The organism is Flectobacillus roseus (assembly GCF_030056595.1).
GTDB lineage: Bacteria > Bacteroidota > Bacteroidia > Cytophagales > Spirosomataceae > Flectobacillus > Flectobacillus roseus.
This window is the reverse complement of record NZ_JASHIF010000025.1, coordinates 104794-130258: the sequence shown is the minus strand read 5'-3', so window position 1 is coordinate 130258 and position 25465 is coordinate 104794. Positions and strand designations below refer to the sequence as shown.

General features: G+C 37.0%; 23 protein-coding genes. 11 read left to right on the top strand and 12 right to left on the bottom strand.

The features are described from left to right. Positions 1–192: 192 nt before the first annotated feature. On the bottom strand, positions 193–1524 hold the full coding sequence (gene xylA / locus QM524_RS23050; RefSeq protein WP_283346415.1) for a xylose isomerase: 1332 nt from the start codon (positions 1522–1524) through the stop codon (positions 193–195). Positions 1525–1803: 279 nt separating this feature from the next. Between xylA and uvrC the strand changes: the two genes are divergently transcribed. Further along, entirely contained in the window at positions 1804–3615 is a 1812-nt protein-coding gene (gene uvrC / locus QM524_RS23045) for an excinuclease ABC subunit UvrC (RefSeq protein ID WP_283346414.1), read from the top strand. Positions 3616–3676: 61 nt separating this feature from the next. Here uvrC and porN read toward each other — a convergent pair whose 3' ends face one another. From porN to sucD, 8 genes are all read right to left on the bottom strand, one after another. Beyond that, positions 3677–4588: a type IX secretion system ring subunit PorN/GldN gene (gene porN / locus QM524_RS23040; RefSeq protein WP_095161290.1), complete on the bottom strand. Its 912-nt coding sequence runs from the start codon at positions 4586–4588 to the stop codon at positions 3677–3679. 137 nt (positions 4589–4725) lie between these two features. Beyond that, a complete protein-coding gene (gene porM / locus QM524_RS23035) occupies positions 4726–6312 on the bottom strand; it encodes a type IX secretion system motor protein PorM/GldM (RefSeq protein WP_166577349.1) in 1587 nt (528 codons plus the stop codon). Positions 6313–6405: 93 nt separating this feature from the next. Further along, positions 6406–7203 (bottom strand): type IX secretion system motor protein PorL/GldL, encoded by a 798-nt coding sequence (gene porL, locus QM524_RS23030; RefSeq protein ID WP_283346413.1) that lies wholly within the window; start codon positions 7201–7203, stop codon positions 6406–6408. Positions 7204–7422: 219 nt separating this feature from the next. Beyond that, positions 7423–8571, bottom strand: coding sequence for a T9SS ring complex lipoprotein PorK/GldK (porK, locus tag QM524_RS23025; RefSeq protein ID WP_095161287.1), 1149 nt, complete (start codon positions 8569–8571; stop codon positions 7423–7425). A gap of 328 nt (positions 8572–8899) precedes the next feature. Then, positions 8900–9874 carry a PorP/SprF family type IX secretion system membrane protein gene (locus QM524_RS23020; RefSeq protein ID WP_095161286.1) on the bottom strand — a complete coding sequence of 325 codons (975 nt, stop codon included), beginning with the start codon at positions 9872–9874 and terminating at the stop codon, positions 8900–8902. A 323-nt stretch (positions 9875–10197) separates the two neighbouring features. Next, positions 10198–10983 (bottom strand): uroporphyrinogen-III synthase, encoded by a 786-nt coding sequence (locus tag QM524_RS23015; protein ID WP_095161285.1) that lies wholly within the window; start codon positions 10981–10983, stop codon positions 10198–10200. A gap of 46 nt (positions 10984–11029) precedes the next feature. After that, positions 11030–12166 (bottom strand): DUF4271 domain-containing protein, encoded by a 1137-nt coding sequence (locus QM524_RS23010; RefSeq protein ID WP_283346412.1) that lies wholly within the window; start codon positions 12164–12166, stop codon positions 11030–11032. Between the two features lie 169 nt (positions 12167–12335). Then, positions 12336–13214, bottom strand: a complete 879-nt coding sequence (gene sucD / locus QM524_RS23005) for a succinate--CoA ligase subunit alpha (RefSeq protein WP_095161283.1) — start codon at positions 13212–13214, stop codon at positions 12336–12338. Between the two features lie 248 nt (positions 13215–13462). On the opposite strand from sucD, the gene QM524_RS23000 reads away from it, so the two are divergent. The 6 genes from QM524_RS23000 (at position 13463) to QM524_RS22975 (ending at position 19411) form a co-directional block, all read left to right on the top strand. Next, on the top strand, positions 13463–14269 hold the full coding sequence (locus QM524_RS23000) for a crotonase/enoyl-CoA hydratase family protein (RefSeq protein ID WP_283346411.1): 807 nt from the start codon (positions 13463–13465) through the stop codon (positions 14267–14269). Between the two features lie 175 nt (positions 14270–14444). Then, positions 14445–16112, top strand: coding sequence for a DNA repair protein RecN (gene recN / locus QM524_RS22995; protein ID WP_283346410.1), 1668 nt, complete (start codon positions 14445–14447; stop codon positions 16110–16112). A 111-nt stretch (positions 16113–16223) separates the two neighbouring features. Continuing rightward, complete coding sequence (locus tag QM524_RS22990; RefSeq protein WP_283346409.1) at positions 16224–16622, top strand: viral A-type inclusion protein; 399 nt, start codon at positions 16224–16226, stop codon at positions 16620–16622. Next, on the top strand, positions 16622–17281 hold the full coding sequence (locus QM524_RS22985; protein ID WP_283346408.1) for an SCO family protein: 660 nt from the start codon (positions 16622–16624) through the stop codon (positions 17279–17281). Before QM524_RS22990 ends, QM524_RS22985 begins: the two co-directional genes overlap by 1 nt. Positions 17282–17419: 138 nt before the next feature. Further along, entirely contained in the window at positions 17420–17833 is a 414-nt protein-coding gene (locus QM524_RS22980) for a c-type cytochrome (protein WP_166577344.1), read from the top strand. Positions 17834–18025: 192 nt separating this feature from the next. Further along, on the top strand, positions 18026–19411 hold the full coding sequence (locus QM524_RS22975) for a DUF4932 domain-containing protein (protein WP_283346407.1): 1386 nt from the start codon (positions 18026–18028) through the stop codon (positions 19409–19411). Positions 19412–19465: 54 nt separating this feature from the next. On the opposite strand, the gene lptC is transcribed toward QM524_RS22975, so the two are convergent. From lptC to QM524_RS22960, 3 genes are all read right to left on the bottom strand, one after another. Beyond that, the gene (gene lptC / locus QM524_RS22970) at positions 19466–20017 is read right to left on the bottom strand and encodes an LPS export ABC transporter periplasmic protein LptC (RefSeq protein WP_095161278.1); all 552 of its coding nucleotides are present in this window, start codon (positions 20015–20017) and stop codon (positions 19466–19468) included. 66 nt (positions 20018–20083) lie between these two features. After that, positions 20084–21418 (bottom strand): hypothetical protein, encoded by a 1335-nt coding sequence (locus QM524_RS22965; protein WP_095161277.1) that lies wholly within the window; start codon positions 21416–21418, stop codon positions 20084–20086. Next, positions 21369–22127, bottom strand: a complete 759-nt coding sequence (locus QM524_RS22960) for a type III pantothenate kinase (RefSeq protein ID WP_283346406.1) — start codon at positions 22125–22127, stop codon at positions 21369–21371. The genes QM524_RS22965 and QM524_RS22960 overlap by 50 nt, the downstream gene beginning before the upstream one ends. Before the next feature lie 253 nt (positions 22128–22380). On the opposite strand from QM524_RS22960, the gene QM524_RS22955 reads away from it, so the two are divergent. From QM524_RS22955 to QM524_RS22940, 4 genes are all read left to right on the top strand, one after another. Further along, positions 22381–23463 carry a mechanosensitive ion channel family protein gene (locus QM524_RS22955; protein ID WP_283346405.1) on the top strand — a complete coding sequence of 361 codons (1083 nt, stop codon included), beginning with the start codon at positions 22381–22383 and terminating at the stop codon, positions 23461–23463. A gap of 96 nt (positions 23464–23559) precedes the next feature. Then, on the top strand, positions 23560–23889 hold the full coding sequence (locus QM524_RS22950) for a DUF2752 domain-containing protein (protein ID WP_283346404.1): 330 nt from the start codon (positions 23560–23562) through the stop codon (positions 23887–23889). Then, positions 23886–24248, top strand: a complete 363-nt coding sequence (locus QM524_RS22945; RefSeq protein ID WP_283346403.1) for a TM2 domain-containing protein — start codon at positions 23886–23888, stop codon at positions 24246–24248. The genes QM524_RS22950 and QM524_RS22945 overlap by 4 nt, the downstream gene beginning before the upstream one ends. 188 nt (positions 24249–24436) lie before the next feature. After that, the gene (locus tag QM524_RS22940) at positions 24437–25336 is read left to right on the top strand and encodes a hydroxypyruvate isomerase family protein (RefSeq protein WP_095161272.1); all 900 of its coding nucleotides are present in this window, start codon (positions 24437–24439) and stop codon (positions 25334–25336) included. Positions 25337–25465 lie beyond the last annotated feature (129 nt).

Sequence of the window (25465 nt, the reverse complement as noted above, 5' to 3'; positions counted from 1 at the left end):
ATAGTTACAGGTCCTTGTTAAATCGATTCGATACAACGCTTTCAAGTTGGATAGGTTTTAACTTTATAGCATTTATTATCATCGCATTGAAGAAAATCAAAAAGTCAAGATGACTTCATCACAAAAAATCCCTCTCACAAGCGTAAGAGGGATTTTTTATATCCATTATTCTGTTAATACGAACTTTTACTTTTAGATATATTGGTTAATGATATTTTCCAAAAGCTCTTGTTTGCCACTTGTACGAGCTGGCTCACCATGTGCTAATGCAATATCACGCAAATCTTCTAATGATAATTTACCTGCTTCGTATTCTGCTCCTTTACCCGAATCAAATGAAGCATATCTGTCAGCACGAATTTTCTTGTATGGTGATTTAGTCAAAATATTATCTGCAATTACCAAAGCTCTTGCAAATGAATCCATACCACCAATGTGTGCATAGAAAATATCATTCAAATCAGTAGAGTTACGACGAATTTTAGCATCGAAGTTGATACCACCCTGTGTGATACCTTTTCCTTCTAAAATGATTAACATAGATTCTGTTAATTCATTCAAGTTGTTAGGGAATTGGTCCGTATCCCATCCGTTTTGGTAATCACCACGGTTAGCATCCATACTTCCTAACATATTGTTATCCACAGCCACCTGTAATTCGTGTTGGAAAGTGTGTCCAGCCAAAGTAGCATGGTTTACTTCAAGGTTCAACATGAAATCGTTTTCTAAACCATATTCTTTCAAGAATCCGATTACAGTTGCTGAGTCAAAGTCATATTGGTGTTTCGTTGGCTCACAAGGCTTAGGTTCAATGAAGAATTTACCTGTAAATCCATTTTTACGAGCATAGTCACGAGCAATCGTTAAGAATTGTCCCATGTGAGCTAATTCACGTTTCATGTCTGTATTCAATAAGGTCATATAACCTTCACGACCACCCCAGAATACGTAGTTTTCACCATTTAAGGCAATTGTAGCATCAATCGCATTTTTTACCTGTGTACCAGCATGTGCAACCACCGAGAAGTCTGGGTTTGTAGATGCGCCATTCATGTAACGAGGGTTAGAGAATACGTTTGCAGTACCCCACAATAACTTCACGCCAGAAGCTGCTTGTTTTTGCTTTGCATAGTCAACGATTGACTGTAGGTTTGATTCGTACTCGCTCATTGAGTTACCTTCATCAACTAAGTCAATATCGTGAAAACAGTAATATGGAGCACCAATTTTAGTAAAAAATTCAAAAGCCGCATCCATTTTATCTTTTGCTCTGTCAACAGCCCCCACCTTTACATCCCAAGGAAATTGCTGTGTTCCTGGACCAAATGGATCTGCACCTTGTCCACAGAATGTATGCCAATAAGCAACCGCAAAACGCAAATGCTCTTTCATTGTTTTACCAGCAATCACACGATTTTCATCGTACCATTTGAATGCAAGTGGGTTGTCTGATTCACGACCTTCAAATTGAATTTTACCAATACCAGCGAAATATTCTTTATCGCCCAATGTAATGTTTGCCATCTTATAGGGATTGTTTTTTAGTTAGCTTTTTGCAAAACAGACAACAACTGTTCTGTACTGTTCTGTTATTTTATTTTACCACGAAAATACAATTATATCTTTGAATCAAAAAATATTTAAAACAATTTAATTCTCTATTCTTATCGAATGGATATATTGCTAAGAATGAGTGGATTTAGACCGACTTACTTTTGATAATAGCTTTCAAACATTTCTCATCCACCGTTGATTTTTTAAGTAGATTTGTTGTTCTAGTTATTGTACAAAGGAATTAATTCTATGAGTGATTTTGATTATAAGGCCGAATTGGCCAAAGTTCCCGAAGAACCCGGTGTGTATCGATATTTTGATAGCGAAGGAACTGTTATTTATGTTGGTAAAGCTAAAAATCTTAAAAATCGTGTTAGTAGCTATTTTGTAAAATCAAACCAGCACGACCGAAAAACCAAAAGGCTTGTTAGTCAAATTCGTAAAATCGAGTTTACGATTGTGAATACAGAATTTGATGCCCTCCTTTTGGAAAATAATCTTATTAAAAAATACCAACCCAAGTTTAATATCTTGTTGCGTGACGACAAGATGTATCCTTTTATTTGTATCACAAACGAACCTTTTCCAAAGGTAATTACCACTCGAAGAGTAGATCGTAAACTGGGGACTTTCTTTGGCCCATTTGCCAATCAAAAAGCCATGTATGCGATTTTAGAGATGTTTGGGCAACTCTATAAATTCAGAACTTGCTCACTCAATCTTACTCCCTCTAATATTAATAATCGCAAATTTAAGGTTTGCCTTGAATATCATATCGGTAACTGTAAGGGTCCATGTGAGGGATTACAAAAAGAGGAAGAATATATTGCTGAAATAGACCAAGCAAAACATATCCTTAAAGGAAACTTGAGTTTACCGAAGGGATATTTTGAGGAAATGATGCTCGCTGCAGCCTCAAAACTTGCTTTTGAAGAAGCCCAAGAGTTTAAAGAAAAGCTTTTGGTACTAGATAAATTCCAAAGTAAATCAACAGTTGTCAATCCCAATATTAAGGATGTTGATGTGTTTTCAATTGTATCCGATGAGCAAACCGCATTCTTAAATTTCATGAAAATTACGAATGGTTTTATTACTCAAACTCAAACATGGGATGTAAAAAAGAAACTCGACGAGCTAGATGAAGATATATTGACCATGATGGTATGGGAAATGCGCGATAAATACCAGAGTGAAGCAAAAGAAGTTATCACAAATATTCCGTTGGCTATAGAGCTTAAAGGTGTTGAAAATACCCTTCCACAGATTGGAGACAAACGAAAAATTCTGGATATGTCTCTTAAAAATGTATTGTATTTCAGAAAAGAAAAAGCTGACCGACAAGTTGCCGAGGAAAGTGGTGGCGATCGTAAAATGCGTGTTTTGCTTACCTTAAAAAATGATTTACAGCTCAAAACTCTTCCTAGACATATCGAATGTTTTGACAACTCCAATATTCAAGGTACAAATCCTGTATCTGCCATGGTTTGTTTTAAAGATGGTATTCCCTCTAAGAAAGATTACCGACACTTTACACCCAAAACAGTCATAGGACCCAATGACTTCGCCACAATGTATGAAGTAATCACGCGTCGTTACTCAAGACTTTTGGAAGAAGAAGCAGACCTGCCTGATTTAATTATTATAGATGGTGGAAAAGGACAACTTTCGGCATCGTGTGATGCGCTAAAAGCTTTAAATCTTTATGGAAAAGTTCCGATTATTGGTATTGCCAAAAGACTTGAAGAAATCTATTTTCCTGAAGACAGTATCCCTCTTTACATTGATAAAAAATCAGAGTCATTGAAGCTTATACAGCGTCTAAGAGATGAAGCGCACCGTTTTGGTATTACTAAACACAGAGACAAACGCAGTAAGAATTTTATTATTAGTCAACTCGAAAATATTGAAGGAATTGGAAAGATAACAGCAACCAAACTATTAAAACATTTTGGAACGGTTAGTAAGATTTATGAAGCACCTCTTGAAGAATTAGAAACTTTATTGGGTAAAGCCAAAGCTAAATCACTCAAAGAACAACTCAAAATCATTAATCCAGAGTAATAAAAAAGGAGATTCGACGTATCGAATCTCCTTTTTTATTACTTAATACTATGACCTTATTCTAGTATTCCCAAAGGTTGTGCTCCATCTCCATTAGTTTATATTCTAATTGCTGAGACATAATCAAACCTTTTTTGTCACCACCATACATATCTACCAAGTCTTTGTCCTCTGGGTTACCAAACTTAATTGGTCGAGCACTAAACAAGCGTAAGTCAAAAGCATCTGCCATATTTTTATGCTGAGCTTCATTTTGCGTATTGTAGTAAATACAATTTGGATTACTACGGAATAGTTTATCTAAGTCTTTGTAACGGAATGACGCAACAATTTTATCAAAACCTGCAGCTGTTTTGCTGGCAGGAATAATGATTGTAATTGCTTGAATATCGAAATACAATCTTGAGCGTTGTTTGTCGAAAACAGCATCCTCTTTAATTTCGAGGATAGTTAATTCTCTTGGAAAACGATAATTTCCACTAGTAGCTACAACAGGCGCTGGTTTTGAGCCAGCTACTTTATTGTCACCAGCTTTTGGTTTTGGGTCACCCCAACCATCGTCTGTACCACCACCTGAGGTTGCAGCTGATTCGTTACCGAAACCAGCAGCTTTTTCTTCATCAGAGAGTGCGCTGTCATTGAATTCTTCGTCTATTTCAAGGTTCTTCATAAACTCTTCTTTTGAAAGTTTTCTTCTCAAAGAATCGTCTTTGTATGGCTGTAAAACACCACTCTGAACCCATTCAATTAAGTATTTAGTGATTTCGTTATTTTTAGAGAAAAACGGCTGATTTTGCTTTTCATTCAAATCCATTCTTCTCCACAAACGTCTCTTCCACATGATATTTGAATCATCAATCGGACGAACAGAATCTGGATTTTTTCCGTTGTTATCTTTTTCTTGCGCTGTTGCCAACGAGCAAGCTGCCAATGTTATGAGGGCTACACTTGCGTATTTTACTAAATTCTTCATTTGAGTTAAGTCGCTATTAGTTTTACAATTACCAACCAAATTTCAGGAAAGAGGGTTGGCTTTTACCAATAAACCTCGAATTCTAAACGACAGATTATCAATATTTATTGAAATCAAACTAATATTTTATTCAGCAATTAGTTCAATGGAAGTACTTTCGCCATGTTATAAGGGATATTTTCAACGGTACCCTTAAAGTTTCTACGTTGTACTCCTCTCACTTCAATATAATATCTATCACCTGCTTGTGCTTGAGATGCTAAGCTTGAAACGTTAACAGAGCCACTACCAGTAGCATCACCTACTTTCTTAGTACCACGAGCCAACGCTACGTAGATTTCAGATACACGGAACTGAGCATCCTCAGGGTTTGTTGACTTGAACGATTCATCAGCAAGAGCACGAGCCTCGATTGTACGAAGACCAGTTGCGCTAGCGCCACGTTTTTCGTCAATTTCACCTCCATTACCATAGATTTTAACTTCTGGTCTTGGTACACGTCTTACACGGAAAGTTTCTTTACCCAACAATGTTCCTCCGTTTGTTACATTCAAAGTAACAGTAGCTGCACTCGGAACGATGGTAACTTTACCACGCTCTCCAGCAATTGTTTCACCACCATCAGCAGAGAAAGATGGATTCCACAAAGCACCCAATCCTGGACTTACAACACTCAAACGGTTTGCACAACCCAAATATAAGGCAGGTAACGTAGCTGTTTCGATGTTATAAGTTGGTTTCAACACAAAGTATTCTTTTGTGATTGATTCTGTTTTTGGACCTGTTGGGCTCATGTAAGATACAGAGGCTGTATATGATTTACGAGCTAAGCCATTTTTGTCATATTCACCACCAGCAGTTTTGAATTTGATTTGACCACGACCATCTTTCACTGGAAGTGCCGAACCGTTCAAGCTCATACGTGGCGTAAAACCACTTGAAGTAGCAGCAATAAATACTTCAGCTTCATAATCCATACCAGCAACAACAGTATTAGCATTGGCAGAAACTTGAGCAAATACTTTGTCAAATTTCACCTCTTTTGCTCCTACTTTAGCAGCCAATTGACCTAAAACTTCACTTTCATAACGTCTAACTTCAGCTTGCTTTTGGCTCAAAGTTGCCAATGCAGCAGGTACTGGAGTTTGAGCAAAATTTAATTCTGCAAAGTCTTTATTTCTTTGATTAGCATCTCTCGAGGCAATAGGATCATCTTTAGCTCCTAAAGCTAGAGCAGGAAACACAGTACCCTTATCAGCGATAGCTGAAAGTTTGCTAACATAATCCTCCATTGAAGCGGCTAATTGGTAAGCAATTCCTTTTTTACCCGAGCCTACCATTATTTGGTATACTTTTTCTTCTTCTTTTGGATTTTTGATTTGACCAGTTTCAGGGTCGATACCACCACCTGACTCAATTACTTTAGCTTTAGCTTCTTCAATCTGAGAAATTACAGCTTCAGCAATTTTGTGTACTTCAGCCGCTTTGCGTGAAATATCAGCGTAAGCACCTGGGTTTGGTAACTCCTTAATTTTTGAATCAATACCTTGGATTGTTCCTTTATTTTTTTCAGCTGCCGACTGGTTAGCCGTTTCCAAGCTGTTATTTAATAGCACAAATTTCTGTAAGAGGGCATCACTTACTTGCAATGCAAGCAAGGCTGTTAGCACCAAATACATCATCCCAATCATCTTCTGTCTGGGCGTTTCTTTTAAACCTGCCATCGTATATTATACTTGAGGATTTTAACATTTAAGAATGACTACTTTCGAAACTTACGTTTCTGTCTCTTTGACATTACAATCAGCTATTAGTTATTAGCCTTTCATAGCTGACAACATACTTCCGTAAACATTGTTCAAAGAAGTTAAGTTGTTTGTCAATTTAGCAAGCTCTTGCTTAAACTGTTGAGTATCCTTGCTAGCATCAGACATATTTTCCATAGCAGAAGTAAGATTGCCATAGAAGGTATTCATCGCCTTCAAATGCTTGTTGGTATCTTGCAACTCTAATTCATATACTGCATTAAGAGCAGACATACTTTGCGTGATTTTTTGGAACTGAGCACGGTAGTCTTTAGCATCCTGAGTTGCAGTAGACAATTCAGAAACAGCGCTTAAAGTAACACCATAAGCTTTATTCATTTCACTAACTGAAGCAGAAGCAGCTTTTACATTTTTAGCATACTCACTTGTTGCAATAGTAGCATCTGAAATTTCACCAATTTTTGATACAGATTCAGTTAATGATTTAAGACTTCTACCTAAGTTGTCGAAAACTTCAGGAGAAACTTTTGCATTTGCCAAAGCTTCGTCCATTTTAGCAGTCAAACCAGAACCTCCCGTAAATGAACCACGAGAAGATGATTTTGGCAATTCTCCTTGGAAATCTTTAGATAATTCAGGGTAAACTCTTTCCCATTCATAATCTTTTTCAGGCTTAGCCGTGGCGTAAAGGATGGCAAAAAGGATAAAGATAGCAGCCTCTGTTAGCATACCTACCATTAGCATTTGATTGGCTCCTTCTAAGTGTAAGATTTTGAACAATGCTCCAACAATAACTACTGCGGCACCAGCACTGGCGATAACGTTAATAATTTTTTCTAAGCCCTTCATTTGATCTGAAAATGATTAAAAGTGGAATTTAAAATGTACAGTTTCGAGTTTTGTTTTTAAAATTGAAAAAGTCCTAAGTCTTTTCCGTATTACTTAAATCTAAAAATGATTCTAAAGTAGTTTTTCTTCAAGATTACTCTATTCTTTATTTCAAAGTAAAAGGTAATCAGTTGCTGATGCACATTTTGCCCAAACAACTGATTACCTTTTGAAAATATTCTATCTAAATTCTTTTCCTGACGAACGACCTAAGTGCGTCATAGCACAACGGAAGCCTATGTAAGAACGTTTTTTGTCTTCATATTCATAAGAACGAGTACCTGTTTCAAGATAGTAGGCAACGTCTTTCCAAGAACCACCTCTAATTACTTTACGTGGCTCATCTTTATCGTCGTTCAAGGTGTTCAAATCCCAAGTAATAGCTACAGCATTATCAGAATAAGCATCAATACACCATTCCGCTACGTTACCTGCCATATTATATAAACCATAATCATTTGGATTATAAGCATTTACTGGAGCAGTATAAGCATATCCATCCGAATCGTAATTACCTCTGTGTGGTTTGAAGTTGGCCAATAAACAACCTTTTCCATTGGCTACATAAGGGTTACCCCAAGGATATTTCGCAGAAGCTTTTCCACCGCGAGCTGCCCATTCCCACTCCGCTTCAGAAGGAAGTCTGTAACGAGGAGAAATATACATTCCCTCAGCCGTACGATAGTCATTTAATGCTTTTGTACGCCATTCGCAGAAATACTTCGCCGCTCTCCAGCTCACACCTACTACAGGGTAAAGGTCAAACGCTGGACTTGAAAAGTAATATTCTGTCATAGGGTCACCATTGTGGTAAGAAAAGTCTTTACTCCATACAGTTGTATCAGGATAATATTCTGACATAATTTTCTCTTCGCCCAATACAGAAATAGAGTCTGTCAACATAGCTGTTGTAAATTGACGATACTCGTTATTACTGATTTCTGTATCATCCAAGAAAAACTGAGCAACAGATACTCGTTTGTTGAAGTTTACAGATGATGAAACGATATCTTCATCAGCCTGACCCATCATGTAAGAGCCAGATGGAATTAATACCATTCCAAGTGGAGTAGTTTGCTTCCACCCTTTACGAGCAGTAGCTGCAACTTCACCATTGACCATACCAATGTCGTCTTTTTTGCTGTTACGTCCCTTCTTACCTCCTTTTCCTTTCGAGGCAACTTCTCTACCTTTCCCACTTTTGCTTTTGCTACTTGAAGTTTTTCCACCTTTTTTACCAGATGAAGAACTACAACTATCCAACAATAGTACAGGAACAGCTAGTAGGATTAATAATAGAGTTTTCCTGAAAATTACACTGTAATTCATATTGATTTTACTTTTGCGATTGATACCTGCTTTGAAACGGGTAAATAATTCTCAAAATTGTAAGTGATATTGATTTTATTACTAATGGTACACTAGAAAAAGTTTCTTGCCTGAAATATGTGGATGGCAGAAATTACTTAGAAGGCAAAATTATCTTTGTTAATTTTTCTTAAAACGAGCAAAAAAATAATTTAGTATGCTATCCAAGATAAGCAAAGTTAATAATTTTTTACCTAGTACTCTAATACAATATCGATTTGATTCACAAGCATCTGATTAGAAACAGTGCTTTTTTAGGCTTCTCCGCTAATTTAGGAGAAACCGAACCTTATTTTCTAAATCTTGGAGTCCTAACAGGCGCTTTTTTTCCTGCTAAAAGTTTAGGAGCCGGTAGCGAATAACTGAGCAATATTTCATGCGAGGTTGGGGCTTTGGCGGATGCTCCTCGCGTTGAGGTCAAATCTAACGAATAACCGATTCGTAATGCGTTATTTTGTAACAAAGAAATTCCAGCAATAATAATGCCAGCATCATTTAATCTGTATGAGCCGCCAAACCAGTATTTTTCTTGGTAGTTTAACACTGCTCCTCCCTCCAATACCTGTGATTTAAAGTCTGTCTTGAATAATGCTGTTGGGACTATTTCCAAATCATCACTCAAATAATAATTAATATTACCATGAATATTAACCGTTTGAACCGCCTTATTTGACAAACTTGCTATTCCAAAATTATATTCAGGCTGATTGACATGATTAAAACTAGCACCTATTTGAAAGTTGCTACTCTTAAAAATTGCACCTACACTAAAATCAGGTTTACTTTGACTCACTCTTCCAGTCAAACCGTCCAGAATTGGGTCGTTCTCATCACGCGGGCGAAAACTATTATCATAATTTTTGATATGAAAACCTCCACTTGCCCCTAAAGATAATAAACTAGCGTCAGAAAGTTTTAATTGAAATGAATATGCAAGCTTTAAATCTTGGTATCCCGCACCTGAAGGAGTTTTGTCATTGACAAAGGATAGGCCAACCCCACTTCGAAGACCATTGAGGGGCATGGACACATTAAAGATTTGCGTTCCCAAAGAGCCAGAGCCATCTAAGGAAGTTTGATAACCTGTCCATTGATTACGGTAGTGTAGCTGAAACTTCAGTGCCCCATCAAGCCCTGCTGCCGCTGGGTTGACATATAAAGGGTTGAACATATATTGACTCAATTGAGCATCCTGCTGTGCGCGTGCAGGAAAAATCCCAATCAATCCAAAGGCTAATAAAATGAATAATAGTTGTTTTTGCATAATGTTCTTGAACTAGGTATGCTCGTACATCAATGTACTCAAATGATTAAGAGGCAATCGTTCTTATAGCTTTTTTGCAATAGTTCAGAATACCCAAAACTTCTGCTTTCCCAAAACTAATAACAATTTCCAAATATTCACTACAATTTCTCTTTTCAGAGACAGGATTATTGTAAAAATCGTTTCAGATTTTTTAAGAAAATTTTAACTACATATAATCACGTGATATAAACGGTCGAACTAACGCTTTTGTTGTAGGTAAAACAAAAAGAGGTCAGACTTGGCTTGCAAATCTGACCTCTTTAGTTTGATAGTAAACTTTCTTACAATCCGTTTACTTTTTTAATGTATAATTCCAATGCACCCGACATAGACGGAGCGTTTGGAAGTGGAGCTTGAATATCCAAAAACAATCCAGCATCTGTAACAGCTTTTGCTGTTGTAGGACCAAATGCTGCGATACGAGTTTTATTTTGCTGAAAATCTGGAAAATTATCAAACAAAGACTTTATTCCTGATGGACTAAAGAACGCTAAAATATCATAATATACATCTTCCAAATCAGACAAGTCTGCTGAAACGGTTTCGTACATCACGGCTTCAGTCAAATGCAAATCGTTAGTACCCATAAACTCAGGAATGTCGTTACGACGCTTGTCTGAGCAAGGGAATAAGAACTTTTCACTTTTGTGCTTTTTAATCAATTCTAACAAATCTGCCGCAGTCTTTTGCCCAGAGAAAATCTTACGCTTACGAATAACAATATATTTCTGAAGGTAAATAGCAGTTTGTTCGGTAATGCAGAAATATTTCATATCTGCTGGTACCTCAATACGTGCTTCTTTACAGATACGGAAAAAATGATCCACAGCATTACGGCTTGTAAAAATAATGGCCGTATGGTCTAGAATGTTGATTTTTTGCTTACGGAAATCTTTGAATGAAACGCCTTGTATCTCAATAAATGGACGAAAATCTACCTTAATATTGTATCTTTTTGCCAACTCAAAATAAGGTGACTTTTCATCAGTTGGCCGTGCTTGTGACACTAAAATGCTGGATACTTTGGTTAATCTGTCTTGATGTGCGTTTACTGTTGTTTCGCTCATGCTCAATGCAGTTAAACTTTAATGTGGTGATAAATGTTGAGGCCTTTTATATGGCAAATCGTATCCCTACTATCAAGGGGATTAATTCAACGATGCAAAGATACGAAAATAAATACAGATTTTTTAACGGTGTCAGCTTATTTATCGTAAAGTAAATCAATATTAATCTTACGATAAAGAAGAATGAAATAGGTACAAACAGGATTTCTTGAGCATTTCGAAGTACATCAGGATAAGATACCGAGCAAAAACTTAAGCCTATTGCCAACAATAAGAAAAATATACTTGAAGCCTGAATTACCTTAAAAAAGTGAATATTGGTAATGTTTTCTAGTCTGTAAAGGTTCGTCAAAATAGCCAATGCGATGTATTTTCCAATCAAAATAAAAAACACAACAATTCCCAATTCTAGAAAATTGATAAAAAAGCCCATCAAACTTTCACTTTCCATCAAAATTGTACTGACAGAAAACAAATCAGTTTCTTCATTTTGCACCAACATGATGATAAACGAAAGTGTGAAACTTAGATTGAGCACAAATAATAAATTAGCTAAATCGAAAGGCTTATTGATCACTAGAGAATCTTCTCGAAGATTAATTGTGAGTAAATCCTTAATACTGAAATATCGGTCAAATGCCTTTGGCTGAATATTATACAAAAAGGCATAGCATATCGCCAAAAACAAAATACTCAGTATCAAATAATCCTGAAAAGGAGTCAATTCTCTTGGAATAACAGTCAGGAGTGAATCTGAGATTTGAATGCTTTTCTCAACCTTCGAGACCTTATTCCCAACTAATACAGAGATGGCTTCAACGCTCGTATTGTTGCCGTAAAAAGTCAAGAACACTTTGGTTTTACCATATTTTTCCTTCAAACTATCAACATCCATAACTACCCATTGGTCAACAGGAAGCTTACGTTGCAACGAAGCGTTGATAAAAAGATAGTTTTCTTTGCTCGAAAAATATAGCAGCTTGTAGCCTCGGTAGTTTTCCGAATCAAAAAATAAGCTGAAAGAGTTATAATCTTTATGTTCGTTACGAATGTACGGAACATAGGCTTTGTACTGTTCGTCAAATACCTGCCAATCATCGTGGTAATCATATACCAAATAATAGGCCTTGTTTGGGCCTACATTCCCAGCCAACGAAGACGAAACAGAAGTAAGTAAGAACATTCCGATGAAGAATGCTTGCAACGGCATGAAGCACAAAAACCTGACAAATATTGATTTGTCAGGTTTTGCCGTATTTTGATAATATGAAGCGTTGACTTGTTGCAATACCGTGTAATATTTTTTGCAAAATTACATTAGCTATCAGCAAAAGCCAACTGCCGACTCACAATTATTTCAAACCTAGCGCTTTCAACATTGTTTCACCAATGTCAGCAGGTGAATGAACAACATGGATACCACACTCTTCCATGATAGCCATTTTAGCTGCAGCAGTATCGTCAGCACCACCGATGATAGCACCAGCATGACCCATACGACGACCTTTTGGAGCAGTTTGACCTGCGATGAAACCAACAACTGGCTTTTTGTTACCAGTTTCTTTGATCCAACGAGCAGCTTCAGCTTCCATTCCTCCACCGATTTCACCGATCATTACGATACCTTCAGTTTCAGGGTCATTCATCAACAACTCAACAGCTTCTTTAGTAGTAGTACCAATGATTGGGTCACCACCAATACCGATAGCTGTAGTCTGACCTAAGCCAGCCTTTGTTAATTGATCTACTGCTTCGTAAGTTAAAGTACCTGATTTTGAAACGATACCAATTTTACCTTTAGAGAAGATAAATGCAGGCATGATACCTACTTTACATTCTCCAGCAGTCATTACGCCTGGACAGTTAGGGCCAATCAAACGAGTTTCTTTGCCTTTGATGTATTCTTTAGCGTAGATCATGTCCTTAGTAGGAATACCTTCAGTGATACAAATAATCACTTTGATACCTGCGTCAGCTGATTCCATGATAGCATCTGCAGCAAATGCAGGCGGTACAAAAATAATCGAAGTGTCAGCACCTACTTGTTGAACAGCCTCCAATACAGTATTGAAAACCGGACGGTCAAGGTGAGTAGTACCACCTTTTCCTGGAGTAACACCACCTACGACGTTCGAGCCGTATTCTATCATCTGCTGAGCATGGAAAGTACCTTCCGAGCCCGTAAAGCCTTGTACAATTATTCTAGAGTTTTTGTTAACAAGTACACTCATTTTTTCGTGTCGTTATCTGTTATTGAAAATTCCTATTATTAAGAAAAGTTTCGTAAAGGTAAAAGGTGAATGCCAAAGAGCAAAAAGTAATTATTATTTAGCTCATTTTTATTCGGGGGCAATATTACAACAATTTGACATACAAGGCTTTAATAATTAATTAAATTCTGCTAATTTTTTATAGATTTATTCTGTAACAAAAGAATTCTTATCTTAATCTTTCAATAATAGGCTAAACTATTTTTAACATGGAAACACTTCTGTTCAGCATCCAAAACCATATTGCTCAAATCATTATCAATAGACCTCATAAAGCAAATGCGCTAGACGCCAAGTCGTGGGAAGAGTTACAGTTAATTTTTGAGCAAATTAATGACGATGATACCATACGAGTGGTGATTATTTCTGGAGGAGATAGTAAACATTTTTGTGCAGGAATTGATTTATCACTATTGATGTCAGTTACCCAAAATACCCTATCTTGCGAAGGGAAAAAAAGAGAAAGACTTAGAAAGCAAATAATTGATTTACAATCACCTATCAATGCCATAGAAAATTGTACAAAACCCGTCCTTATGGCTATTCATGGAGGGTGTATAGGCGCGGGTGTAGACCTAATTTGTGCGGCAGATATACGCTACTGTACCAATGATGCATATTTTACCATCAAAGAAATAGATATGGGGATGGTAGCTGATCTTGGAACTTTACAACGTTTACCCAAACTCATCAACCCAAGTATTGCTCGAGAACTCGCCTTTACTGGTAGGGCAGTTTCGGGCACCGAAGCTCAACAGATCGGACTTGTCAATAAAGCATTCGAGACGAGAGCTGAACTTGAGCAATATGTATGGGAAATTGCCACTCAAATTGCCTCCAAATCGCCGATAGCTATTAGAGGCACGAAACATATTTTGAACTACAGTCTGGAGCATTCGACCAAAGATAGTCTTGAATATATGGCTACTTGGAACGCAGCAATGCTATTGTCCAACGACTTGCAGGAGGCATTCTTGGCACAAACACAGAAACGTAGCGCAAAATTTGAAGATTAAATTTACCGATTGATAATATTATAGATTGTATTTTTGTAAAAATGTCGTCGTAGCTTACGGTTATTAGCCAAGAGCTTGGTGATTTGCTTAGGGTTTTGAGCAAATCTATAAAACTTAATCAAGATACATCATCTTTGGACAGGTAACTTTACCTTTCTGGATTCTTCATAATACGATGCTTACTCATTTAAAGATAAAAAACTATGCGCTGATTGAGCGCCTGGAGTTAACTCCAAATCCCGCTTTAAACATCATCACGGGTGAGACAGGTGCGGGTAAGTCTATTATGTTGGGAGCTATTGGCTTGTTGTTAGGGAATCGTGCCGACACTAAAACCCTCTACAATCCAGAAGATAAATGTGTGATTGAAGGAGAGTTTAATCTTTCTGGTTTTATCATCAAAAGCCTTTTTGAGGAAGAAGAACTCGATTACGAAGACCATTGTATTATTCGCCGAGAAATTTCCCCACAGGGAAAAACACGTGCTTTTATCAATGATACTCCCGTAAATCTTGAAACACTCCGTCGTATTGCTTCTCAATTGATGGATGTGCATTCTCAGCACGACAATTTATTGTTGGGTGCTACCGAATATCAACTCCAAATCGTTGATACTTTTGCCCAAAATGATACGCTTCTCGAAAAATACAAACTTGATTTTAGCAACTACCAAAAAGCTTACAAAGCTTATGATGAATTAGTTATCGACGCTAAAAACAGTAAAAAAGAATTTGACTATAATTCCTTTTTGCTAGATGAACTTCAAAAAGCAAAACTAAAAGGAAACGAGTTGGAGGGGCTCGAAGCAGAACTCAATAAGCTCGAAAATGCTGAAGATGTCAAGTCCAAACTTCAGCAATCTGCCGAGATCCTGAGTGGCTCTGAGCAGTCTATTATTTCTTTGTTTGGAACCACTTTAGCCAACCTCAACGCTATTAGTCAATACGGAGAGCATTTCAAACAATTGCGTGAAAGACTCAATTCTTGTTTGATTGAAATCAAAGATATTTCTAACGAGATAGAAGGTGAATCGGAACAAGTAGAAATAGATAATGAAAAAATAGAAGCACTTCAAGTAAGGGTAGATACTATTTATCATCTTCTACAAAAACATCAGGTTAAAAAGGATTTCGACTTATTAAAAATTCAATCAGATTTAGAGGTAAAGGTAGGAAGAGTTTTGAATCTTGATGAAAATCTAGCCGAGGCAAAAGCCAAAGTTGAAAAGGCAGAAAAAGCCTTACAAAAAAGTGCCGAAGCCCTTTCAAAGTCTCGACTGAATGTCTTGAGTACGATTGAAGCGCAGATTACAAGTCTTCTGATAGACTTAGGCATGCCAAACGCAGCCCTGAAAGTTGAAAATGAATTTATCAAGCCATCTCCTACGGGAATCAACGTGGTAAACCTGTTATTCTCCGCTAATAAAGGCATCAAGCCACAACCGCTCAAAAATGTGGCATCGGGAGGTGAATTTAGTCGTTTGATGCTGGCAATCAAATATATTTTGGCCAACAAACGCGCTTTACCAACCATTGTTTTCGATGAAATAGATACAGGTATTTCGGGTGAAGTATCTATCAAAGTAGGAAATATGATGCGTGAAATGAGCAAGAGTCATCAAATTATTGCCATTACGCACTTACACCAGATTGCGGCTCAAGGGTCAGTTCATTATTTTGTATACAAAGACCACTCATCTGAAAGAACCGTTTCTAGAATTAAAGAGTTATCTAAAGACGAACGTATCATGGAAATAGCTCAAATGATTGGTGGACAAAACCCTTCTGTGGCTATTTTAGACAATGCCCGTGAAATTCTTGAAAAACACCTTCAAGAACAATAACTGACCATCGTCATTTTATAAGGAGCAAACATCACCTTTTTTTGTTGTTTGATTCTATCTAATCACCAAACACCCTTTGCTAGTTCACAGAACGATATATTTTAAATGCTTATGAAAAAGATTATTATTCCTGTGTTGTTCCTGCTTGGAGCAAGTTCTTGTCAGAAAGCGCAACAAGAAGATCAACAAAAAAAACTCATCGATGAAGTGATTGCAGTGCATGATGAAGTAATGCCCAAAATGGATGAAATCATGACTCTCAAAAGCCAGCTCGATAGTGTAGCTAAAGTTTCGAAAGACTCAGCAAAAGCACGTGATTTGTTTATTCAGCTTGATTCGGCAGATATCAAAATGTCTAACTGGATGGCCGAATATAACCCAGAATCAGTGAAAGGTAAAGGCAACGAAGAGGTGATGAAATATCTCGAAAACGAGAAGAAAAGAATCAATGAAGTAAAAGATATTACCAATACAAGTATTAGCAACGCCAAACAATTTTTAAGTAAATAATGCAACTATCTTCATTAACACACAAAGCTTTAATGGTAGGCATAGCATTATTGGCTTGGTCATGCTCTGATGGCTCAAAAAAACTCCCCTATCTTGGTCAAAAAAGTGTAGAAACCAGAGTAGAAAACGGTAAAAGTATCACCGATTCGGTTTATCATACTATTCCTGATTTTAGTTTTATCAATCAAGATTCTGTGGTTTTTACCCAGAAAGATGTTGAAGGCAAAATCTATGTAGCCGACTTTTTCTTTACTACTTGTCCTACGATTTGCCCAAAAATGAAAACACAAATGTTGAGAGTTTTTGAAAAATACAAAGACAATCCACATTTCATGATTTTATCACATACCATCGACCCTCGTCACGATACGCCAAGTGTCTTGAAGGAGTTTGGTCAAAATTTGGGGCTTGATTCTAAAAAATGGCAAATGGTAACAGGCGACAAAATGAAAATCTATGAGCTTGGTCAAAAAAGCTATATGGTTACCGCTACCGACGACCCTACCCAACCTGGAGGCATTGTTCATAGTGGAGCCTTCATTTTGGTAGACAAAGACCGCCATATCCGAGGGATTTACGATGGGACTGTTCCCGAAAAAGTTGATAATTTAATAAAGGATATCGAAGTGCTTTTAGCTGAACAATATCCACAAAAATAGTTTTGAAATAAGTTAATGGGCAAAATGAAACCAATTTTCCCCGCAATAGGCATTAAGCAATATGCCGTAAGCTAAAAGTTATGCTTGCCTAATGCTTACAGCATATTGCCTAAAGCTTATTAATAGAGGTATATTCTTATGAAAAAATTTTTATTCGGCTTATTTGTCACTTCTTTAATGATGGCTTGCCAGAGCCAAGAAGAACTCAAGCTCAAACAATATTATATCGACGGACAGGCTTTGTACAAAACACATTGCGAAAACTGTCATCAAATAGATGGAAAAGGATTAGCAGGACTATATCCTCCGATAAATGGTTCGGATTTCTTGAAAAAAAATAAAAATCGTATTATTTGTGGTATCCGCAATGGCTTGAACGATACTATTGTTGTAAATGGCAAAACGTATCATCAACCTATGCCCGCCAACAAACAGTTACAAGGAATAGACGTAGCCGAAATCACCACCTACATTTATAACGAGTGGGGTGGCGAAAAGACAATCACCGATGTCAAGGCTGTCAAAAAAATCTTGGATACCTGCGAAAAATAGTAGCTCAGAAAAAATAAAAACCTCGAAAGTTCATAAGTTGAAACTTTCGAGGTTTTTATTTTTTCTTTCAACCATGTAATTTTCCATTCAACAACTTCTGTCTACTTCTATCAAATAAATCATACCTTTTACCCAAAACTCAGGTATTATCGCAAATTAAAAATTGTATTACGCCCAAAACATCTCTCTCAAATGACTAAAAAATTATCCTTATTGATTCTTACTTCAATCATTGTTAGTTCATGCTCAGTAACAAAAAACTGGAAAAGCGATCATCCTAGCGACAACTTTCTTAAAGCTAGTTTTGATGAATTTACAGGTACAGAAAAACTCAAATTCCCTAAACAAGCCAACGCACTTGTATATCTAAGCTCAACGGTAAGTACGTCGCAAGGGAAGGTTTTACTTTCATTAAAAAATACGACCCTGTCAACAGCCAATAAAGTCAATCATCAGAAAATTAATTTGTCGCAATCTCAAGTATTAAAAATTTCGGGAGAGAAAGCCCATGGTTCCTTTGCCTTATCATATCCTACATTAACCGAAAAGAAGATACAAGTAAACTATCATCAAAATATTGAGCTGTTAGGTTTATGCTACACCCTTTTAAACCTAAGCGATTTTAATGATATTCCCGACGATCAAACATTTGAGATGCATGGGGAGAAAGTAAAAATCAAAGATTTGTATGCTATTACTACCAAGATTGGTAACGAGTTTAAACCCTTTTTAGCCTCAAAAAACTTAGCAACTATCAAAACTTTCTTTGATAAAGACTTTTATCTTCATAACTCTAATTTCTTATTGCAGCTGGACAATTTTCCCAATGCAACAGTGAGCGAAGACAATCCCTTTTTAAGCCATTATTCATCAAAAGCAGAAGCGGAAAAGCTAGTCAATGCATTTAATGCATTTGCCCTTGAAATTAATTTTCAAGACTTTCTGAAAAGATATAGTCCATATTACCAAAAAATGATTCAGGAAGTGGAGCAAAATATTCCAAAAGAAAGTTTCATTGTTGAGATGGAGCATCTTTACAGCAAGAATGTACAAAACTATCGACTATACCCTAGCCTTACGATTCCTTTTGGACAAGGTTTTGCAGCAGGCAATGCCAATACTATTGGTAATATTTTTGCCTCTTTCAACAAGCCGAAAGAAGTAAACCAAGTATCAAACCTACAATTAGGGTATGGCAATCCTACCTCGTTAAGAGATATTTGTGTGCATGAGTTTGGACATTCATTTGTTAACCCAGCAATCGACAAAGTAGATGAAAGTGTCTTGAAAGACAAAGAGTCTTTATATGAACCTATCAGAGAGAAGATGTCAGAACAAGGATACAGCCAATGGAAGATATGCCTTTATGAGCACTTCAATAGAGCCAATGAGGTAATTATTGCTCGATTGATTGGAGATAACAACAAAGCAGAAAAGATTTTACAAGAGAATGTCAAAAATAAATCATTTATCTATCTTCCTCAAATTGTAGAAAAGCTCGAATATTGGTATAACAATGAGTTTTTAGACAAAACCTACGACCAAAAAGTAAGCGATATTATTGCGGAATTGAAGTAGAAAAACTCTAATAAACAAAAAAGGTCAACCCACATGAGGGTTGACCTTTTTTAGTTATTGGGGCAAGTTTTTCACGCTCAGGACGCCCGTTACTCGACGAAGCGTATAATCTGTAAAATCTTGATTAGAATCCATTCCTACGCCGTGTAATACTTGCTCTGGGGTTTTGATATCAACAGGTTTATCTGTGTAAACTTTCTTGGTATCAGGACTCCAAAACATTTCATCGGTTTGTAAGGTCTCATTTTTGATTTGGTTATTAACCAACACTCGCCCCATAATATGATAGAGGTTTTTCGAACGAATAAATCTTGCCGAATCGCCTCGGAGCGTTGTGGTATTATTTCCCAATTTATCAAAAAAGAAAATTCTTACCTCTTTGGGATAAACCTTGTCATCATTTTGGAGTGTGAGTTGTGTCTCAGTCGACATTCTTACCATAATTCTTGCCGAATCGGTATATGCCATATTGATGCCATGCAGCTCCGACAGTGGTCCATTGTAAATCCCCTTTTGAACAATTTTCTCCTCTTTTTTACAACTTATCAGCGTCAATGTCCAGCATAAAATAACACTTATTACCGCTATATATTTGTCTGTTTTCATACCAAAATCGCAATTAGTATTTCGACAATTTTCTGAACTCCTAGAAAACTATCTCACTTAATAAGATTAGTCGATTTTTGGTTTACGGAACCAAGAGAAGTCACCTAATGAGAATCCAACTACAATTTTTGAATAAACTTCCTCAATACCATTGGTTGCCAATGTTCCCCTTTTACCATGTACAAAAGCCACGTTTAGGTATGAAATTGTACGCATTGGGAAAGAAGCTCCAACTGAGAAATTATAGTCTTTAGCTCCTGCTGTTCCTGTTACAGTGTAAGGAGATTGTGTATAACTAGCACCTACGCGATAGACTACGTGGTTGAAATATCCAGAGATTGCTTCAAAATCAGGAATGTATTCTGCTCCAAATGCGATAGTTGAGGCATCTACTAATTTTTCTGAATTACCATCAACATTTCTGAAAGCCGTCCACTTAGTCATTGAGTAGTCGAGAGAGACGCTCAACTGACCAGGTTTTTCTAAACTGATACCAAAACGATAAGTTGATGGCAAGGTGATATGACCTGTAGATTGTGTCAATGTATCGGCATTAATTGCGGTAATACCTGAAGCATCCAATGTACGGAACTGACGAAGCGACTTAGCTTTGAGTGTTTGAGAAAAATCAGCAGTAGCTGCAATATTCAAGAAATACTCTTTGCTAATTTTTGGACGCCAAGCACCACCCAATTTGAAAAGTAAACCAGAATAGTTGGTACGGTCAGCCAATTTGATTTGATAATTTTGACCATCACTATAGTTTTGAGTTGTAATATCATTGTTGATTACCCCAAAAGTATAGCTTGTTTCAAGACCTACATACACATTCTTGTTAAGTCTAACACCATTTGACCAAACAGCTTTGTTCAAACCACCACTACCGTTGTAAGCGATTGTTGTACTGTCTTTGCCCAAAAGATCAAGTTTATTTACTGAAAACGTAGAATAATCCACATTGGTAGACGGGCGCAAACCCAACAACATTGTCCAGCGAGAGCTCACAGGCAATGCCAAAGAGATAGGACCAATAGTACCACGAGTAGTATTAGAGCGTTTCGAGTTGTTTTGTAAACCTTTTACCTCCGTGTTAACGCCCATTTCGAAAAGCGTGTAACGGTTGCGAGCCAACAAGGCAGGGTTTAAATTATTGATATATAAACCAGAGGCATTGGCAACGCCAAGTCCACCCATCATATAGTTTACAGAACCGGCTTCTGTAACAGCCTCGCCAATACCCAAATAAGAATAAGGAGAGTTGGATTGCTGAGCACTAGACCACTGAGAGTGGAGTACTAGCCCCAGTACCAATAGAGATACAATTTTTAATTTAGCCGTTACAGGCAGGCCTTTACGATTGTGTAAGCTTGTCTGGTGAGCTAGCGTTTTTAATTTCGACATTATGTTCTAATATTCTGTTAAGACCAATCAACACTAAAGCTGGTTCTACAAAGTTCGGTGATTTTATGCGGTTTGCAAAAAATGTAGCGTCTCCCCCGCATAAAATGACGTTAATTTTTGTTAAAAGTGTTTCGTATTGTTCTATAAAACCATTTATTTCTGCCAGAAGTCCATTGATTACACCACTTTGCATAGCTTTGGCTGTGCTTTTACCAATCAAATCTGGATATCCCTCGGGTTCTATTAACGGCAATCTTTGGGTAAAAGTGTGCATTGCTTTAAATCTCATCTTCATTCCAGGGGAAATAATGCCACCATGAAAATTAGCTTCGGCATCCACCAAATCATAAGTATTACACGTTCCCAAATCTATCACAACACAATTTTGTTGTGGAAACAATACTGTAGCACCAACAGCAGCAGCTACCCGATCGGCCCCTAACGTGTGGGGAGTATCATACAACTTGACCAATGGCACTAAAGTATTGGGCTGTAACAAAATCAAGTCTGGATCATACTTTCCCAAATCAGCTTTGAGTTGTTCTTCTGAATAACTGACTGTAGAGACGACAATATGCTTTGGTTTGATGCTGTCGATGTACTCCAACAATGTAGGATAATCCAATCCTTTTCGTAGGTCTTGAAGTTTCCCATCGACAAATACTCCCGTTTTGGCAAAAGTATTGCCTAAGTCTATCGCTAAATTCATGAGATTTATTTACTAAAATAAGACAAAGGTAGGGTTTTGATAAATAGCCACAAGGTCAAGATCAGCATTCTGATTGCTTTGTGTCCAATCAAAGGCATTTGGGTTAATGATTTATTTCATAACTAATATTTTCAAGAATCTTAAAACAAGAATATTGGTTGGTCTTTATATTTGCCTCCGAAGTTGAGAAAAAGCCATCAAGAGCCTATTCTCGCTAAGCGATCAAAAACATCTTTATCAAAACAAACTATCTATGAATTTTTTATCTCAATCTATACTCGAAAACACGATCATAGACCTACTTTGGTTTACAGGTATTTGTGTATTCGGAGTATTGATAAAAAGATATTTCTCCATTGTATTAAGTAAAGTTCTTTATCGCGTGCTTCGTCATGATAAGGTTCCTATCTATACCTGTATCGAATTGCTTCGTAAACCCTTAGAAGTATTTGTTATTCTCACGGCTATTTGGCTTGCTTCGTACCATATCAAAGTACCGAAAGCTTGGCATCTGACGCCAGTAGAGCATTTTGGTATTTTAATGGTTATCTGGAAAACCTTCCAAATTATGCTAATCATGTCCTTTTCGTGGATACTGATTCGTATCACAAAATTTCTGGCAATTGTTTTTCAAGAAAAAGCAGCACTCACAGAAAGTAAACTTGATGACCAGTTTGTGCCATTTACCAAAGACTTAGTAATTGTTGCATTGGTCTTAATGACGTTTTTTTCAATGTTAGGAATCGTCTTCAAAATCGACGTAATAGCACTTATTACGGGTTTGGGGATTGGGGGTTTGGCAATAGCTTTGGCTGCTCGTGAAACATTGGAGAATTTATTTGCTTCTTTTACTATTTTTCTAGATTTACCTTTTTTAGTAGGTGATACAATTCTATTAGATAAAGTTACAGGAGATGTCGAAAAAATTGGATTCAGAAGTACTCGTATCCGTACAGGCGATGGTAGCTTGGTTACAGTACCTAATCGCCTGATTACCGCACAAGCATTAGAGAATCTAAGTCAAAGAAACTACCGTCGTGCTCGCTATATATTACGCTTGCGCCTAGATACCCCTGCCGATGCCATCAAGGCAATTATCAACGATATTCAGGCATTGGTAGAATCACATGAGAAAATATATCATACCGACCCTGGCAAAACTCGATTTGATACTATTGGCGATAACTCTCTTGATATCTTAGTTTCTTACCATGTCGCTACCAATAGTATTGTTGTGTTGAATGAAGTAAAAGAAGAAATCAATTATCAGATTTTATCCATTGTCCAAAAACATCAAGCGCAATTAGCCTATCCTACTTTCAGAATTATTAACTAATTTTTGGTCATCCTTAAAAACATCCATTTACCCTGATTTCGTGTGTCTGGTGTAGAAAATGTGCGTGGATTAAAAAGAAAAACACAACTTTAATCCATGAACAAACGCAATATACCAATAGAGCTAATTATCTGGGTGAGTGGACTTTTATGGCTGGCTTTTTCCCATCCCGAAGATACCCACTTCACTGTTTGTCCTTTAGCTTTAGTAGGTTTTGAACACTGTCCAGGTTGCGGATTAGGTCATTCTATTTCTTATTTGTTGAGAGGAGAATGGCAACTTTCTTGGCAAAGCCATCCATTAGGAATCTTTGCTTTGGTAATCATTTTAAAACGCATTTTTGAACTGGGGAAAAACGTATTTTGCTCAAACGTTTGCTCAAACAAAACAGAAGACTTTTATCCATCTAAACTTTTAAGAAAATGAATCCCAACTTCGCAATTATGATGGCCAACTTAGAACCTGAGGAAGCCATTTTTATCCAAAGTTTAATCAAAGATTTGGACGAACCACAACAGCAACAGTTTTTGGCAATGTACCAAAACAAACGCCGTGATACCACCTTGATTCTCATTACAACCATCATGGGATTCTTCGGTTTTGCTGGTATTCAACGCTTTTTGACCGATAGAATCGGTATGGGTATCCTTTACTTCTTCACAGGCGGTTTGTGTCTAATCGGTACCATTGTCGATTTGGTCAATTACAAAAGCTTGACTTTAGAATATAATCGTCAGGTAGCAGCGGAAATCTTGACAACTCTTAAACTTTGGAGTAATCGTTAAACTCTTGTCAAGCAAAAATATGCTTGATAATCTAGCGCTCTTTCCAAGCTTATCATTTAGTGCCAGACTGGTAGTCAACAGGTATCATTTTATCAAAAAGATATTGTAAATTTCATAGGAAAACATGGAATGAGTATATTACCCACATATTCGCATTTACTCCATGTAACATTCTCATTATCGTACTTATGGAAAACCCAATATCTCGTCGTTCGGTATTACAAAAAACCCTAGCGGCGACTACTGCTACCATGCTGACATCCTCCCTCAACAACCGCATCGAAGCTGCCGATAACCATATTGGTTCGGCTCTCAAAGGACGTATCAATCACTCGGCTTGCCGTTGGTGTTATGAGTCAGTTCCTTTTGAGGATTTGTGTAAATCTGCAAAAGAAATCGGCATGAAGTCGATTGAATTGACAGGACCTGAAGAATGGTCTATCATGAAAAAATATGATCTTACAGCAGGTATGGGTTGGGGAAGTTGGCCAAAAGGTACTGGGTTGACAAGCTTTTTTAATGACCCTAAAAACCATGACATTTTGGTCAATTATTATAACGACTATTTAATTCCAGAAGCAGCAAAGGCAGGCATCAAAAACTTGATATGTTTTTCAGGAAATCGTAATGGAATCAGTGAAACACAGGGGTTGTTGAACTCTAAAAAAGTGATTCAACGAATCATCAAAACAGCTGAAAAACATGATGTGACACTTTCGATGGAATTGTTGAACTCAAAAGTAAACCACAGAGATTATCAGTGTGATCATACCGAATGGGGCGTGGAACTTTGTGAAATGGTTGGTTCTGAAAAATTCAAATTGTTGTATGACATCTACCACATGCAAATCATGGAAGGTGACGTAATTGCAACAATCAAAAAATATTATGAGTATATCTCTCACTATCATACGGGAGGTGTGCCAGGACGTCATGAAATCAACGACTCTCAGGAGTTGAACTACCCTGCTATTATGAAAGCTATCGTGGATACTGGCTACAAAGGCTTTATTGGACAAGAGTTTATCCCAACTCGTACCGATAAAATTGCTTCATTGCGTGAAGGTATCTTGATTTGCGACATCTAAGCTATTGAGTGAATTAGTGGTTGAGTGATTTTTAATCTACATTTAAAATAATCACTCATCCACTCAATCACAAATCACTCAATTAAATAGATTGCTAACTTCCATACAAGGCTATTCTCTAACCTTTCC

What these genes read in the sequence shown, in the direction of transcription:
- xylA (WP_283346415.1), bottom strand. Translation starts at nt 1,524, where the DNA reads ATGGCAAACATTACATTGGGCGATAAAGAATATTTCGCTGGTATTGGT.
- uvrC (WP_283346414.1), top strand. Translation starts at nt 1,804, where the DNA reads ATGAGTGATTTTGATTATAAGGCCGAATTGGCCAAAGTTCCCGAAGAA.
- porN (WP_095161290.1), bottom strand. Translation starts at nt 4,588, where the DNA reads ATGAAGAATTTAGTAAAATACGCAAGTGTAGCCCTCATAACATTGGCA.
- porM (WP_166577349.1), bottom strand. Translation starts at nt 6,312, where the DNA reads ATGGCAGGTTTAAAAGAAACGCCCAGACAGAAGATGATTGGGATGATG.
- porL (WP_283346413.1), bottom strand. Translation starts at nt 7,203, where the DNA reads ATGAAGGGCTTAGAAAAAATTATTAACGTTATCGCCAGTGCTGGTGCC.
- porK (WP_095161287.1), bottom strand. Translation starts at nt 8,571, where the DNA reads ATGAATTACAGTGTAATTTTCAGGAAAACTCTATTATTAATCCTACTA.
- QM524_RS23020 (WP_095161286.1), bottom strand. Translation starts at nt 9,874, where the DNA reads ATGCAAAAACAACTATTATTCATTTTATTAGCCTTTGGATTGATTGGG.
- QM524_RS23015 (WP_095161285.1), bottom strand. Translation starts at nt 10,983, where the DNA reads ATGAGCGAAACAACAGTAAACGCACATCAAGACAGATTAACCAAAGTA.
- QM524_RS23010 (WP_283346412.1), bottom strand. Translation starts at nt 12,166, where the DNA reads ATGTTCTTACTTACTTCTGTTTCGTCTTCGTTGGCTGGGAATGTAGGC.
- sucD (WP_095161283.1), bottom strand. Translation starts at nt 13,214, where the DNA reads ATGAGTGTACTTGTTAACAAAAACTCTAGAATAATTGTACAAGGCTTT.
- QM524_RS23000 (WP_283346411.1), top strand. Translation starts at nt 13,463, where the DNA reads ATGGAAACACTTCTGTTCAGCATCCAAAACCATATTGCTCAAATCATT.
- recN (WP_283346410.1), top strand. Translation starts at nt 14,445, where the DNA reads ATGCTTACTCATTTAAAGATAAAAAACTATGCGCTGATTGAGCGCCTG.
- QM524_RS22990 (WP_283346409.1), top strand. Translation starts at nt 16,224, where the DNA reads ATGAAAAAGATTATTATTCCTGTGTTGTTCCTGCTTGGAGCAAGTTCT.
- QM524_RS22985 (WP_283346408.1), top strand. Translation starts at nt 16,622, where the DNA reads ATGCAACTATCTTCATTAACACACAAAGCTTTAATGGTAGGCATAGCA.
- QM524_RS22980 (WP_166577344.1), top strand. Translation starts at nt 17,420, where the DNA reads ATGAAAAAATTTTTATTCGGCTTATTTGTCACTTCTTTAATGATGGCT.
- QM524_RS22975 (WP_283346407.1), top strand. Translation starts at nt 18,026, where the DNA reads ATGACTAAAAAATTATCCTTATTGATTCTTACTTCAATCATTGTTAGT.
- lptC (WP_095161278.1), bottom strand. Translation starts at nt 20,017, where the DNA reads ATGAAAACAGACAAATATATAGCGGTAATAAGTGTTATTTTATGCTGG.
- QM524_RS22965 (WP_095161277.1), bottom strand. Translation starts at nt 21,418, where the DNA reads ATGTCGAAATTAAAAACGCTAGCTCACCAGACAAGCTTACACAATCGT.
- QM524_RS22960 (WP_283346406.1), bottom strand. Translation starts at nt 22,127, where the DNA reads ATGAATTTAGCGATAGACTTAGGCAATACTTTTGCCAAAACGGGAGTA.
- QM524_RS22955 (WP_283346405.1), top strand. Translation starts at nt 22,381, where the DNA reads ATGAATTTTTTATCTCAATCTATACTCGAAAACACGATCATAGACCTA.
- QM524_RS22950 (WP_283346404.1), top strand. Translation starts at nt 23,560, where the DNA reads ATGAACAAACGCAATATACCAATAGAGCTAATTATCTGGGTGAGTGGA.
- QM524_RS22945 (WP_283346403.1), top strand. Translation starts at nt 23,886, where the DNA reads ATGAATCCCAACTTCGCAATTATGATGGCCAACTTAGAACCTGAGGAA.
- QM524_RS22940 (WP_095161272.1), top strand. Translation starts at nt 24,437, where the DNA reads ATGGAAAACCCAATATCTCGTCGTTCGGTATTACAAAAAACCCTAGCG.